The following is a 12,699-nucleotide window of genomic DNA, read 5'->3' on the forward strand; positions in this document are numbered from 1 at the left end:
CCGCAGCGCCCTTCTCCATTATCGCTCATGCTCAGGCTTGTCTTCGGCCTGCTCCTGCAGTTGACGCCACAGTTCGGCCGCATCGGCGAACTCGGTCCCATCCTCTTCGCTCAGGGCATCGGGGTCGTATCGCCGTACACAGCCTTCACCCAAAGTCGGCGGCGCCTTCGAAGTCGCCTTGTCCAGTGGATCGGTCATGCCGTTCGAGCCTCCATCAACCGGCCTCCAGGGAGCCCTGCTCGTGCTGGGCGAACTCCTTGACGGCGCGCAGTACGTCGCAACGACTGATCTGTCCTACCAGCCGACCGTGCTCGATCACCGGTAAACGTCGCCGCCGCCCCCGCAGAAAACGCTCGGACACTTCGATGATGTCAGCCTCCGGGCTCACCGTCTCGACCTCGGTGGTCATGTAGGTGCTGACGGTGCCGCCGACGGCTTCGTAGTAGGCACCGGAGAGAATGCCACGCAAGCAGTCACCCTCCGACAGCAGGCCTATCAGGTGGCCCTGGGAATCGACCACCGGAGCCCCGGAAATCCGGTGTTCCAGCAACCGATTGATGGCGGTGAACAGATCGGTATCCGACCTGAAGGTCACCAGATGGCGAGTCATGTAGTCGCGCACCTTGATGGACTTGAGCATGGGCGTTCTCCTCTGACGTACATCGGGCTGGCCCACGCAGCAGGATCAGTCGAACACCACCGTCTTGTTGTCGTGCACCAGCACTCGGTCTTCCAAGTGATAGCGTAGCCCACGCGCCAGCACCATCTTCTCCACATCCTTGCCCAGGCGCACCATTTCCTCGATATCGTCGCGATGGGTCACGCGCACCACGTCCTGCTCGATGATCGGTCCGGCATCCAGCTCCTCGGTGACGTAATGCGAAGTGGCGCCGATCAGCTTCACGCCGCGCAGCGAAGCCTGGTGGTAGGGTTTGGCGCCGACGAACGACGGCAGGAAGCTGTGATGGATGTTGATCACGCGCTGGGCAAATTCGGCGCACAACGCCGGTGGCAAAATCTGCATGTAGCGCGCCAGGACGATGACATCGGCCCGATGTTCCTTGACCAGCCGCTCCACCTCGGCGAAGGCCGGCGCCTTGTCCTTGGGATCGACCGGAACATGGAAGTAAGGAATGCCGTGCCACTCGACCATGCTGCGCAGATCGTCATGGTTGGCGATTACGCAGGGAATCTCGCAATCGAGTTCATTGCTATGCCAACGGTGCAACAGATCAGCCAGGCAGTGCGACTCGCGACTGGCCATCAGCACCACGCGCTTCTTCTGCGCCGAATCGGTGATACGCCACTCCATGGAGAACTCGCGGGCAATGGGCGAGAACGCCTGCTTGAAACCATCCAGATCGAACGGCAGCGAGTCGGCACGGATTTCGTGACGCATGAAGAACCAGCCACTCTGTGTATCGGAGTGGTGACTGGCTTCGGTAATCCAGCCGTTATAGGTAGCGAGGAAATTACTGACTTTGGCAACGATGCCGACGCGGTCAGGGCAGGAGATGACCAATCTGAACGTGCGCATAACTAAACCCCACTGGCGGCGCAAAAAGTCGGCCATTCTAACGATTTGCCGGCAAAACTGCAGCAGCCACGCACCTGCAAAAGCACGCGACCGGGCACCCGGAAAGTGCCCTATTTGAGCGCACCGAAAACTTCAGGGCCTAGTTGCAGTAGCCGATTTAATTCAAGCCTGAGCGACACATAGGGTTGCAGTACACTTCAGTTATTTTGTGGCCTGCTGTTTACTTGCTAAAAGTGCATGACTATTATTAGGCCACTGTTGACTACCACAGACTTATTCACGCCAAGGTAATGCCCATGTCGCTGATCAACGAATACCGCAACATCGAAGAAAGCATCAAAGAGCTCCAAGAGCGTCTGAAGAACATGTCGCAAGACGACAAGCTGAAGAAAGAGCTGGAATTCGAAGGCAAGCTGCGCACCCTGATGGGCGAATATCAGAAGTCGCTGCGCGACATCATCGCCCTGCTTGATCCTGAAGCCAAAACCGGCAAAGGCGTACGTGCCAGCAAGCCTGTTGCTGCCAAGCGTGCGCGCAAGGTCAAGCAGTACAAGAACCCGCACAGCGGCGAAGTGATCGAAACCAAAGGCGGCAACCACAAGACGCTGAAAGAATGGAAAGCCAAGTGGGGCGCCGACGTCGTCGAAGGTTGGGCCACTCTGCTGGGCTAATTCCTGAGCGACACCCAAAACGCCAGCCTTGCTGGCGTTTTTTTATTGTCGATATTTTTCAGGCTTAACCGTTTTAGGCAATTGCCTGCACCGGCAATTACGTTGAACGAACGAAAAACTTCCACTCCTACATTTTGCTTACACAGTACTGACGAGACCATCGTCTCTGTGCATTACCCTGGCAGCCTCTTGTCCGGTTCAAACGCCAGCGGAATTCACGGCAAAACGCGCCTGCAGCGCCTGTGCATACGCCTGCCACTGCTGCAGAAGTTGCAATTGGCTCGCGCTGCAGTCCGTGCGCAACTGCTCCAATGCCGCGTGAAATTGCGTCAGGGTATTGGGCGCACCGAACTCTGGATCGCTCAAACGCTGCCGGCAGAACTCTTCCCAGCGCTGGGATTCAGCGGCTGACAGACTTGAAGGGAAATTGCGCGCCCGATAACGAAACAATAACTCTGGCAGTCGCGCATCATCGAATGGCCATTTTTTGCCGTCGGCCAATGCTTCAGGTTGAGCGCCACGCACCTGCTCACACAAACGACGGTCACGATCACCGATAAACCCATCGTAAAGCTGTTGTTCGGGGTCGTCACTGCCTGCGAAGGCTTCTTCACGATAAATGGCCGCTAATTTGTCCTGCCACAACGACTGTTCATTCTTCAGTACTTCGACATTACGCTGACAGATCGACCAGTCCAGTTGCAGGCGTTGCCGATCCGCCTCGCGCAGCACCGCAAGCGGTGCCACTACCGGACAGCGATTGATATGCAGCAGCTTGAGCGGCACCGGCAACTCGCCCTCGGCGAGGTCCTCGCGGCGCGTGTAGAGACGACTGCGCAGCGTGCCGGCATCCAGATTCAGCAAGGGCGACGGATCGGCCTGCAAATCACAGACGATCAGCGCATTGCGATTGCGCGGATGCCAAGCCAGCGGCAGCACGGGCGCCAGATAATGACGTGCCGCGGAGAAGCGCCCAGAGATGTGCAACAGCGGCTGCAGCAGGCGAATCTGATCCAGTACCCGCTGTTTGCTACGCAGTTGGTAGAGAAAGTCGTAAAGCTTCGGCTGTCGGTCGCGCAGCAGCCGTGCAAGGCCGATAGTGGCGCGCACGTCGGACAGCGCATCGTGAGCCTGCCCATGGTCGATGCCATTGGCCTGGGTCAGGCGCTCCAGTTTGAGCGACACCCGCCCCTCTTCCTCGGGCCACTCGATGCCCTCGGGACGCAGCGCATAAGCGGTGCGCACCAGATCGATCAGGTCCCAGCGGCTATTGCCCCCCTGCCACTCACGCGCGTAAGGATCGAAGAAGTTACGGTAGAGGCTGTAGCGCGTCACCTCGTCATCGAAGCGCAAGCTGTTGTAGCCGGCGCCACAGGTGCCGGGCGCAGAGAGCGCGGCATGCACACGGGTCATGAACTCGCCTTCGTCGAGCCCTGACTGCTGCAGGCGCTGGGGGTCGATACCGGTCACCAGACAAGCAGCCGGGTGCGGCAGAATGTCATCGCTGGGGCGGCAGTAGATGTTCAGCGCCTCGCCGACCTCGTTCAGCGCCTCATCGGTACGAATACCCGCCACCTGCAGCGGACGATCACACCGCGGATTGATACCGGTGGTCTCGTAGTCGTACCAGAAGATGCTGGAAGTCATTTGGTGGCTCCGTACCGGACGTAAGGTTGTCGGCAGTCTATCATCCACTTCCGGGCTCGCCGCTCCCGGCCAAACCATGAACCAGTGCACAGCCGCTGCGCCGCCAGACACGCCGCACTTGTCGGGCAGCTGCCGTAACCACTAGCATTGGCAGCCCTCACACTCTACCTACAAGGATGCAACCATGAGTGACGCGATCACCCCCAATCCCTATGCCGCTCCCACCAGCGACCTGCAACAGACCTCGCCTAACCAGACACCGAGCATCGAAGAAGCGCTGGCTCGCGGCTATGACTTCAGCATCGGCGAGCTACTGAGCGAATCCTGGAGCAAGGTCAAGGGCACCAAAGGCATCATCATCGGTGGTTTCCTGGTGTTCTACGTGGTGCTGCTGGCCGCCACCTTCATCCTCGGCGGCGTCGTCGGCATCTTCGGCGCCCTGAGCGAAAACATGCTGCTGATGATCGTCGGTGAAATCCTCATCTCGCTGCTGGCCTCGGCCCTGGCCTACCCCTTCATGGCCGGCATCAACATGGTCGGCATTCGTCGCGCCGCCGACCAGCCACTGAGCTTCAACGAGATTTTCAGCCACTTCGGGCGCACCGTACCGCTGATCATCACTGCCGTGGTGATGATGCTGCTGATCTATCTCGGCATGATCCTGCTGCTGATCCCGGGCATCTACCTGGCCGTTGCCTACCTGCTGGCCATTCCGCTGGTGGTCGAGCGTGGCCTGTCGCCGTGGCAGGCACTGGAAGCCTCGCGCAAGGCCATCACCCAGCACTGGTTCAAGGTCTTCGGCCTGTTCCTGCTGCTCGGTTTGATCGTCATGGTCAGTGCCATCCCGCTGGGTATCGGTCTGGTGTGGAGCATTCCGCTGATGGTCGTGGCCATGGGCGTGCTGTATCGCACCATCTTTGGCGTGCTGCCTGCCGCCCAATAACAGGCCGCTGAAAAACTACCTGCGTTGGCAATACTGCGTTAAAAACGACCTCAAAATGCTCATTTACAATACGTAAACTCCGCTTTTTCGGTCGTTTTTGCCTTGTCTTGCCTACCTCGCCTACGTTTTTCAACGTCCTTATAAGCCAATGCAGCTCGGGCCAGCTCACTGGCCCGGTTGCGTTCGTGGCCCGCTGCTCGCTAGCATCGGGCTTTCCTTGATGCAGTCCGCCGATGCACTCACGCTCACGCGCAAGCCTTCCGCTCAACCAGCTGCCCCTGGACACTCGCTACCAGGTCGAAACGCCGGAAGGTATCGATCTGCATTTGCGACCGGCCGGGCTGGTGCCGCGCGCCCTGGCATTCGCCATCGACCTGGCCATTCGCGGCCTGATCCTGATGGTGATGTTCATCATTCTCGGCCTGCTCGGTCAGTTCGGCATGGGCCTGGGTACGATCCTGCTGTTTCTCGTGACCTGGTGGTACATGGTGCTGTTCGAGGTGTTCAACCAGGGCCGCTCTCCCGGTAAGCAGATGCTCGGCCTGCGCGTGGTTCACGATGACGGCACGCCAATCGGCTGGGCCGCTTCACTGACGCGCAACCTGCTGCGTTTCGTCGATATCCTGCCATTTGGCTACACCCTGGGCATCATCAGCTGCCTGAACCACCCGGCATTCAAACGTCTTGGCGATATCGCCGCCGGCACCCTGGTGGTCTATCGCGATGCGCCGTTGAGCAAACCGCTGCTCGCCGACGCAGAACCTCTGCCAGCACCCTTCCCGCTCAGCCTTGACGAGCAACGCGCCATCCTCGGCTTTGCCGAACGTGGTGGCCAGCTCTCCGCAGCACGCCGAGCCGAGCTGGCGGCGCTGCTGGCCGATCCGCTACAAGTGCCTGCCGAACAGGCCGAGCCGCGCCTCAATGGCATCGCGCGCGGCCTGCTGGGGAGCGCACCGTGAAACAGAGCCTGTTCGAAAGTCGCCATCAGCCGGACTGGGATGCCTTCAACAGCCAGCTCGAAGCCCTCGAGCGCGGCAAGGCCAAAACACAGACCTATCAAGGCTTCGCCGCCAGCTACCGGCAGCTTTGCCAGCATCTGGCCCTGGCTCAGGCACGCGGCTACAGCAGCCACCTGATCGACCAGCTTCAACAGTTGGCCATGCGTGGCCATCAGCAGTTCTACCGCCATCGCAGCCACCTTGGCGCGCAGATGGTGCGCTTTCTGTTCGGCGGTTTCCCGCGCCTGGTGCGCAGCGAGTGGCGCAGCGTATGCGTGGCCAGCCTGCTGTTCTTCGGCAGTCTGGCAGTGATGGGACTGCTGACCTATCTCTATCCCGACCTGATTTTCAGCCTGGTCAGCCCCGACCAGGTCAGCGAAATGGAAGGCATGTACGATCCCGACGCACGCCGTCTCGGCCGTTTCAGCGAACGCGGCTCGGGCGACGACTGGGTAATGTTCGGCTTCTACATCATGAACAACATCGGCATCGCCTTTCAGACCTTCGCCAGTGGCCTGCTGCTCGGCCTCGGCAGCCTGTTCTTCCTGCTGTTCAACGGCCTGATGATCGGCGCCGTGGCGGGCCACCTGACGCGCATCGGCTATGGCGAACCGTTCTGGTCTTTCGTCATCGGCCATGGTGCCTTCGAGCTGACCGCCATTGCCCTGGCTGGCGCGGCTGGCTTCAAGCTCGGCTGGGCACTGCTCGCCCCCGGCCGCCTGCCCCGTGGCGAGGCCTTGCGCCTGGCCGCAGGCAAGGCGATACAGCTGGTGGCCGGGGTGATCCTGTTCCTGCTGCTGGCCGCCTTCATCGAGGCCTTCTGGTCCTCCACCACCTTCGCCAGCCCGAACATCAAGTACGTCGTCGGTGCCGGGCTCTGGGCGCTGGTTCTGGGTTATCTGCTACTGGCCGGTCGGAGGCAGCATGCGCCTGACTGAAGCCAGCGTTGCCATCCGCCCGCGCAGCGCCTGGGAAGCCATCGATCTCGGCGTGCTGCTCGCCCGTCGTCACGCCGGCCTGCTGATGGCCACTTGGGCGCTGGTCACACTGCCGCTGTTCGCCCTGCTCTGCGCTTTGCTCTGGCAGCATCCGGGCTGGGCCATCTTCGTCTTCTGGTGGCTCAAACCGGCCTATGAGCGCCTGCCGCTGTACATCCTTTCGCAAGCGCTGTTCGGCAACACACCCTCGCTGAAACAGGCCCTGCGCGCCCTGCCGAAACTGCTATGGCCACAATTGTTGGCCAGCCTGACCTGGCGCCGCCTGAGCCCGACGCGCAGCTTCGATCTGCCCGTGCTGCAACTTGAGGGTCTGGCCGGTCAGGCACGCAGCCAGCGCCTGGTGGTACTCGGTCAGCGCGACAGCGCCGCTGCCACCTGGCTGACGCTGGTGGGCATGCATCTGGAGGTTGCCCTGTGGATGGGCCTGGTCGCCCTGTTCTATCTGATGCTGCCACAACAGGTGGAGCTGGACTGGACCTGGGAAAGCCTGATCGCCGCCAGCAGTGGCCAGTGGATGTGGCTGGAGCACCTGTCCAATCTGCTTTATGTGCTGCTGCTGATCATCTGGGAGCCAGTCTATGTCGCCTGCGGCTTCACCCTCTATCTCAACCGCCGCACGGCCCTGGAAGCTTGGGATATCGAGCTGACCTTCCGCCGCCTGCGCCAGCGCCTGACCGGCAGCGCCTATGCCTTATTGCTCGGTTGCGCCGTGCTGTTGACGCAGCAGCCAAGCAACGCATGGGCCGACACGCAGCCAATCGTCAGCGCGGAGGTCGAGCAGCCCGACCCGCAGGGCCCGGACGCACCCCGCCTGCTCCAGCAGCCGCTGACCAGCCAAGCCGCCCGTGCAAGCATCGAAGCGCTGCTCGACGAGCCGCCCTTCCAGCACCGCGAAACCGTCACGCGCTGGCGCCTGGGCGAAGAGAAGCCGGCTGAGGAACCCAAGCCGGAAGACGTCGAAGCCTTCCTGGACATGCTCAGAAACCTGCTCAAACTCGGCGAATGGTGGAAGAGCCTGGATGTCGTCGCGCAGGTTTTCGAAGTGCTGCTATGGGCAGGGCTGGCCGCGCTGCTGGTCTTCGTTCTGTGGCGCTACCGCGAGTGGCTGCAGGCCTTTGGCGAACGCATCGGCCTGCCGACACGACGCCGACAGATCGCGCCGCAACAGCTGTTCGGTCTCGAACTCGCGCCAGAAACGCTGCCCGACGATGTCGCCAGCGAAGCCGAGCGACTCTGGGCCAACCAACCACGCGCCGCCCTCGGTTTGCTCTACCGCGCCCTGCTCAGCCGGCTTTTGCACGAGCACCGCCTGCCCCTGAAGCAGTCGCACACCGAAGGCGAAGTGCTGCACCTGGTCGCCGGCCTCGGGCAAGAGAACCTGGAAGACTACAGTCGCCAGCTCACCCTGCATTGGCAGGCCCTGGCCTATGGGCATCGCCTGCCTGCCGAATCGCTGCGTCAGGGCCTGTGCCAGGGCTGGCGCAGCCTGTTCGGTCAGGAGCGTGCAGCATGAGTCGGCGCGCCGGTTTCATCCTCGCCATGGCCCTGTTGCTGGTACTGGGACTGCTCGCCAGCTACCTGATGGGCAAACTCGAACCCTACGAGGACGTGATCGAGCACGGCCCGGCCCCCGAGGTTGCCAGCAGCCCTTACCTGGCAGCCGAGCACTTCCTGCGCAAACAGGGCATTGCCGCACGCCGCGCCGAAGGCCTGGATGTGCTCGATGGCCTGCCTAGCGAAGGCCAGACCCTGATGCTGCTGGCCGACCGCGGCAACATGACGCCACGTCAGGTCGAGCGCGTGCTGCAGTGGACGGCGAGTGGCGGCCATCTGCTGTTCATCGCCGAACGCCTGTGGGACGAAGAGGAAGGCAAGAGCGGCGACCTGCTGCTCGATCTGCTCGGTGTCCAGCAATACATGACTGACGAGCTGGACGACGAAGAGGCCAGTGAGCCCGAGTCAGACAGCGAAGCGAGCGAGGCCTACCCGCAACTCACCAAGCTCTACCTGGAGAACGAGCAGGCCCCGGCCTACATCGCCTTCGACACCGACTTCCACCTGTACGATGCGCAGAACCGCGCGCACGCCTGGGCCAACAGCGACGCTGCCACGCACCTGCTGCAGCTGTACCACGGCGACGGACTGATCACCGTACTGAGCGATCCGTGGATCTGGCAGAACCGCAACATCGACGACTACGACCACGCCTGGCTGCTCTGGTACCTGGGCCAGGACAGTGCGGTGACCCTGCTCTACCATGCCGACAGCGACGGCCTGGCCCGCCTGCTGCTGCGCCACTTCCCACTGGCACTGCTGGTGCTGGCGCTGCTGATCATCGCCACCCTGTGGCACGTCGGCATGCGTCATGGCCCGCTGCAGGCACCGGCCAGCCGAGCACGGCGCCAGCTCGAGGAACACCTGCGTGGCAGCGCCGACTTCCTGCTCCGCCGCAGCGGCCAGCACAGCCTGCTCAAAGGCCTGCAACAGGACATCAATCGCCGCGCCCGCCGCCGTCATCCCGGTTTCGAGAAGCTCGCCGTCGCCGAGCAGTGGCAGGTTCTTGGTCGCCTGACCCGCCTGCCCGCCAAGGACATCAGCCAGGCCATGCGCCCATTGCCGCCGCAGCGCCTATCCGCCAGTGAATTCACCCGCCAGGTCGCCCACCTGCAAACCCTCAGGAATGCCCTATGAGCGAGACCCCCGAGAACGACAACCTGCCGGCGCAGGAAATCCCGGCCGCCGCGCCGAGCAACCCGCAAACGCAGCAGCGCCAGCGTGCCAGCCAGTTGGCCCAGGCCCTGCGCGCCGAGCTGCGCAAGGCCGTGATCGGCCAGAGCGCGGTGATCGACGATGTGCTCACCGCACTGATCGCCGGTGGCCACGTGTTGGTCGAAGGTGTACCGGGGCTGGGCAAGACCCTGCTGGTGCGCGCGCTGGCGCGTTGCTTCGGCGGTGAGTTCGCGCGCATTCAGTTCACCCCGGATCTGATGCCCAGCGATGTCACTGGCCATGCCGTGTACGACATGCAGAGCGAACAGTTCAAACTGCGCAAGGGCCCGGTGTTCACCAACCTGCTGCTGGCCGATGAAATCAACCGCGCACCGGCCAAGACCCAGGCCGCTCTGCTGGAAGTGATGCAGGAGCGCCAGGTGACCCTGGAAGGCCGCGCCCTGCCGGTGCAGCTGCCGTTCATGGTGCTGGCAACCATGAACCCGATCGAGCAGGAAGGCACCTACCCGCTGCCGGAAGCCGAGCTGGACCGCTTCATGCTCAAGCTGCGCATGGACTATCCGCAGCAGGATGAAGAGCTGAACATGGTGCGCCAGGTGACTCGTTCGGCCAAGGCCGACATGCTCGAAGTCAGCCCGCTGCGTACCCTGCTGCAGGCCAAGGACGTACTGGCCTTGCAGAAGATCGCCAGCGATCTGCCACTGGATGAGCAGGTGCTCGATTACGCCGTACGCCTGGCCCGCGCCACGCGCAGTTGGCCGGGCCTGGCCATGGGCGCCGGACCACGTGCCTCGATCGCCCTGGTGCGTGGCGCCCGTGCTCGCGCGCTGCTGCGCGGCGGTGATTTCGTCCTGCCGGATGACATCAAGAGCTGCGCCCTGGCCGTGCTGCGCCATCGCGTACGCCTGGCGCCGGAACTGGATATCGAAGGCCTGTCGGTGGATCAGGTGCTGCAACAATTGCTCGATCAGGTGCCGGCACCGCGTCTATGAAACCTTCGCGACTGCTCCTCGGGCTGCTCGGCGGCCTGTTCGCCGCCGCCGTACTGCTCGGCGCCTTGCCCCTGCTCGGCATTCGCCTGGCAGACAGCCTGATGCCAGTCGCCTGGGGATTGTTGCTGGCGTTGGCACTGATCGCCGCCGTCGATGCCCTGTGGCTGCGCCGCCAGCACTCGCCGCGCCTGGAGCGCGTGCTGCCCGGCAACCTGCCGCTCGGGCGCTGGAGCGAGGTGCAACTGATCGCTCATCACGATTTCGCCCAACCCCAGGAAATCGAGGTCTTCGACCATGTGCCAGAAGGCATGGCCTTCGACTTCCTGCCGCAACGCATCACTCTGCAGCCTGGCCAGCAGACGCGGGTCAGCTATCGTCTGAAACCGCTGATCCGCGGCCACTTCCACTTCGCCCTGTGCGAGCTGAAACTGCCTAGCCCGCTGCGCCTGTGGCAGGCCAAGCGTCTGCTGCCGCTGACTGACGAGAGCCGCGTCTACCCCGATTTCGCGCGTCTCTACGGCGCGCAGCTCAAGGCGGTAGACGACTGGCTGAGTCAGTTGGGCGTGCGTCAGCGCCCACGTCGCGGTCTGGGCCTGGAGTTTCATCAGCTGCGCGAATTTCGTGATGGCGACACCCTGCGCCAGATCGACTGGAAGGCCACTGCCCGCAAGCGCACACCCATCGCCCGCGAGTATCAGGACGAGCGCGATCAGCAGATCGTCTTCCTGCTCGACTGCGGCCGGCGCATGCGCAGCCAGGACGACGAGCTGTCGCACTTCGACCACGCGCTCAACGCCTGCCTGCTGCTCAGTTACGTGGCGCTGCGCCAGGGCGATGCCGTTGGCCTGGCGACCTTTGCCGGTAACCAGTCGCGTTACCTGGCGCCGGTCAAAGGCCAGGCGCAATTGAACGTGCTGCTCAACGCCGTTTATGACCTAGACACCAGCCAGCAACCGGCCGACTTCAGCGCCGCCGCCGATCTGCTGCTGGCGCGCCAGCGGCGTCGTTCCCTGGTGGTGCTGGTGACCAACCTGCGCGACGAGGACGATCAGGACCTGCTCGCCGCCGTGCGTCGCCTCTCGCGCCAGCATCGCGTGCTGATCGCCAGCCTGCGCGAGGAAGCGCTGGATCGCCTGCGTCAGACACCCGTGGAGCAATTCGATCAGGCCCTGGCCTACTGCGGCACGCTGGACTACCTCAATGCCCGCGCCGACCTGCACGAACGCCTGGCAGCCCACGAAGTACCGGTGCTCGACGCCCGCCCGGGCGAACTGGGCCCGGAGCTGGTGAGCAACTACCTGGCCTGGAAGAAAGCCGGCGCACTCTAAGACCTGTTGGCGTTTGCGCGCGACCGCGCCGAAAGAGGCAACTGCTGGCGTCTGAGGCTGTCGAACCCAATGCTGCAAAGGCCCTGGCACCGGCTTTCCCACACAGATGTTGCGTGGTTATGGCCGTGGCCGGGTGCTATGATCCCGAGTCTGCGGCGCAAAGAGTACAAACTCGACGCCGCCTGTAGGCCGCCCGTGATCGGCCTTGCGCATACCGCACACGACCTGAGTAGGAGATAGACCATGGCTTTTGAATTGCCGCCGCTGCCTTACGAAAAGAATGCCCTCGAGCCGCACATTTCCGCCGAGACCCTCGAATTCCACCACGACAAGCACCACAACACCTACGTCGTGAACCTGAACAACCTGGTGCCGGGCACCGAGTTCGAAGGCAAGAGCCTGGAAGAAATCGTCAAGACTTCCTCGGGCGGTATCTTCAACAACGCCGCTCAGGTGTGGAACCACACCTTCTACTGGAACTGCCTGTCGCCGAACGGCGGTGGCCAGCCTACCGGTGCCCTGGCTGACGCCATCAACGCTGCCTTCGGTTCCTTCGACAAATTCAAGGAAGAGTTCAGCAAGGTTTCCATCGGCACCTTCGGTTCCGGCTGGGGCTGGCTGGTGAAGAAAGCTGACGGCTCCCTGGCCCTGGCCAGCACCATCGGCGCCGGCTGCCCGCTGACTTCCGGCGACACGCCGCTGCTGACCTGCGACGTCTGGGAACACGCTTACTACATCGACTACCGTAACCTGCGTCCGAAGTACGTTGAGGCGTTCTGGAACCTGGTGAACTGGGACTTCGTCGCCCAGAACTACGCGGCCTGAATCACAGCCCCGTAATACGAAACCCGGCCT

Annotated in this window: 13 protein-coding genes; 9 read left to right on the forward strand and 4 right to left on the reverse strand. The window is 62.7% G+C overall.

Annotated elements, in window-relative coordinates; translation table 11 throughout:
- Positions 1 to 18: 18 nt before the first annotated feature.
- The 3 genes from H3221_RS17290 to purU are packed head-to-tail and all read right to left on the reverse strand — an operon-like array spanning position 19 to position 1,537.
- On the reverse strand, positions 19 to 198 hold the full coding sequence (locus H3221_RS17290; protein WP_196475843.1) for a hypothetical protein: 180 nt from the start codon (positions 196 to 198) through the stop codon (positions 19 to 21).
- Between the two features lie 16 nt (positions 199 to 214).
- Entirely contained in the window at positions 215 to 640 is a 426-nt protein-coding gene (locus H3221_RS17295) for a CBS domain-containing protein (RefSeq protein ID WP_196475844.1), read from the reverse strand.
- A gap of 45 nt (positions 641 to 685) precedes the next feature.
- Complete coding sequence (gene purU, locus H3221_RS17300) at positions 686 to 1,537, reverse strand: formyltetrahydrofolate deformylase (RefSeq protein ID WP_017675048.1); 852 nt, start codon at positions 1,535 to 1,537, stop codon at positions 686 to 688.
- Between the two features lie 296 nt (positions 1,538 to 1,833).
- Between purU and mvaT the strand changes: the two genes are divergently transcribed.
- The gene (gene mvaT / locus H3221_RS17305; RefSeq protein ID WP_017675049.1) at positions 1,834 to 2,208 is read left to right on the forward strand and encodes a histone-like nucleoid-structuring protein MvaT; all 375 of its coding nucleotides are present in this window, start codon (positions 1,834 to 1,836) and stop codon (positions 2,206 to 2,208) included.
- Between the two features lie 198 nt (positions 2,209 to 2,406).
- Here the strand turns inward: mvaT and sbcB are convergent, their stop codons facing one another.
- Positions 2,407 to 3,855: an exodeoxyribonuclease I gene (gene sbcB, locus H3221_RS17310; RefSeq protein ID WP_196475845.1), complete on the reverse strand. Its 1,449-nt coding sequence runs from the start codon at positions 3,853 to 3,855 to the stop codon at positions 2,407 to 2,409.
- A gap of 184 nt (positions 3,856 to 4,039) precedes the next feature.
- On the opposite strand from sbcB, the gene H3221_RS17315 reads away from it, so the two are divergent.
- From H3221_RS17315 to H3221_RS17350, 8 genes are all read left to right on the forward strand, one after another.
- A complete protein-coding gene (locus tag H3221_RS17315; protein WP_160019756.1) occupies positions 4,040 to 4,798 on the forward strand; it encodes a DUF975 family protein in 759 nt (252 codons plus the stop codon).
- A gap of 233 nt (positions 4,799 to 5,031) precedes the next feature.
- On the forward strand, positions 5,032 to 5,757 hold the full coding sequence (locus H3221_RS17320) for an RDD family protein (protein ID WP_196475846.1): 726 nt from the start codon (positions 5,032 to 5,034) through the stop codon (positions 5,755 to 5,757).
- Positions 5,754 to 6,734, forward strand: coding sequence for a stage II sporulation protein M (locus H3221_RS17325; RefSeq protein ID WP_196475847.1), 981 nt, complete (start codon positions 5,754 to 5,756; stop codon positions 6,732 to 6,734). Before H3221_RS17320 ends, H3221_RS17325 begins: the two co-directional genes overlap by 4 nt.
- A complete protein-coding gene (locus H3221_RS17330) occupies positions 6,721 to 8,307 on the forward strand; it encodes a DUF4129 domain-containing protein (RefSeq protein WP_196475848.1) in 1,587 nt (528 codons plus the stop codon). The genes H3221_RS17325 and H3221_RS17330 overlap by 14 nt, the downstream gene beginning before the upstream one ends.
- The gene (locus tag H3221_RS17335; RefSeq protein ID WP_196475849.1) at positions 8,304 to 9,485 is read left to right on the forward strand and encodes a DUF4350 domain-containing protein; all 1,182 of its coding nucleotides are present in this window, start codon (positions 8,304 to 8,306) and stop codon (positions 9,483 to 9,485) included. The genes H3221_RS17330 and H3221_RS17335 overlap by 4 nt, the downstream gene beginning before the upstream one ends.
- Entirely contained in the window at positions 9,482 to 10,516 is a 1,035-nt protein-coding gene (locus H3221_RS17340) for an AAA family ATPase (protein WP_224490662.1), read from the forward strand. The genes H3221_RS17335 and H3221_RS17340 overlap by 4 nt, the downstream gene beginning before the upstream one ends.
- A complete protein-coding gene (locus H3221_RS17345; protein ID WP_196475850.1) occupies positions 10,513 to 11,844 on the forward strand; it encodes a DUF58 domain-containing protein in 1,332 nt (443 codons plus the stop codon). The genes H3221_RS17340 and H3221_RS17345 overlap by 4 nt, the downstream gene beginning before the upstream one ends.
- A 243-nt stretch (positions 11,845 to 12,087) precedes the next feature.
- Positions 12,088 to 12,669, forward strand: coding sequence for a superoxide dismutase (locus tag H3221_RS17350; protein WP_003462535.1), 582 nt, complete (start codon positions 12,088 to 12,090; stop codon positions 12,667 to 12,669).
- Positions 12,670 to 12,699 lie beyond the last annotated feature (30 nt).

It is taken from the genome of Pseudomonas chaetocerotis (genome assembly GCF_015712105.2).
Taxonomy (GTDB): domain Bacteria; phylum Pseudomonadota; class Gammaproteobacteria; order Pseudomonadales; family Pseudomonadaceae; genus Aquipseudomonas; species Aquipseudomonas chaetocerotis.

What these genes read in the sequence shown, in the direction of transcription:
- H3221_RS17290 (WP_196475843.1), bottom strand. Translation starts at nt 198, where the DNA reads ATGACCGATCCACTGGACAAGGCGACTTCGAAGGCGCCGCCGACTTTG.
- H3221_RS17295 (WP_196475844.1), bottom strand. Translation starts at nt 640, where the DNA reads ATGCTCAAGTCCATCAAGGTGCGCGACTACATGACTCGCCATCTGGTG.
- purU (WP_017675048.1), bottom strand. Translation starts at nt 1,537, where the DNA reads ATGCGCACGTTCAGATTGGTCATCTCCTGCCCTGACCGCGTCGGCATC.
- mvaT (WP_017675049.1), top strand. Translation starts at nt 1,834, where the DNA reads ATGTCGCTGATCAACGAATACCGCAACATCGAAGAAAGCATCAAAGAG.
- sbcB (WP_196475845.1), bottom strand. Translation starts at nt 3,855, where the DNA reads ATGACTTCCAGCATCTTCTGGTACGACTACGAGACCACCGGTATCAAT.
- H3221_RS17315 (WP_160019756.1), top strand. Translation starts at nt 4,040, where the DNA reads ATGAGTGACGCGATCACCCCCAATCCCTATGCCGCTCCCACCAGCGAC.
- H3221_RS17320 (WP_196475846.1), top strand. Translation starts at nt 5,032, where the DNA reads ATGCACTCACGCTCACGCGCAAGCCTTCCGCTCAACCAGCTGCCCCTG.
- H3221_RS17330 (WP_196475848.1), top strand. Translation starts at nt 6,721, where the DNA reads ATGCGCCTGACTGAAGCCAGCGTTGCCATCCGCCCGCGCAGCGCCTGG.
- H3221_RS17335 (WP_196475849.1), top strand. Translation starts at nt 8,304, where the DNA reads ATGAGTCGGCGCGCCGGTTTCATCCTCGCCATGGCCCTGTTGCTGGTA.
- H3221_RS17340 (WP_224490662.1), top strand. Translation starts at nt 9,482, where the DNA reads ATGAGCGAGACCCCCGAGAACGACAACCTGCCGGCGCAGGAAATCCCG.
- H3221_RS17345 (WP_196475850.1), top strand. Translation starts at nt 10,513, where the DNA reads ATGAAACCTTCGCGACTGCTCCTCGGGCTGCTCGGCGGCCTGTTCGCC.
- H3221_RS17350 (WP_003462535.1), top strand. Translation starts at nt 12,088, where the DNA reads ATGGCTTTTGAATTGCCGCCGCTGCCTTACGAAAAGAATGCCCTCGAG.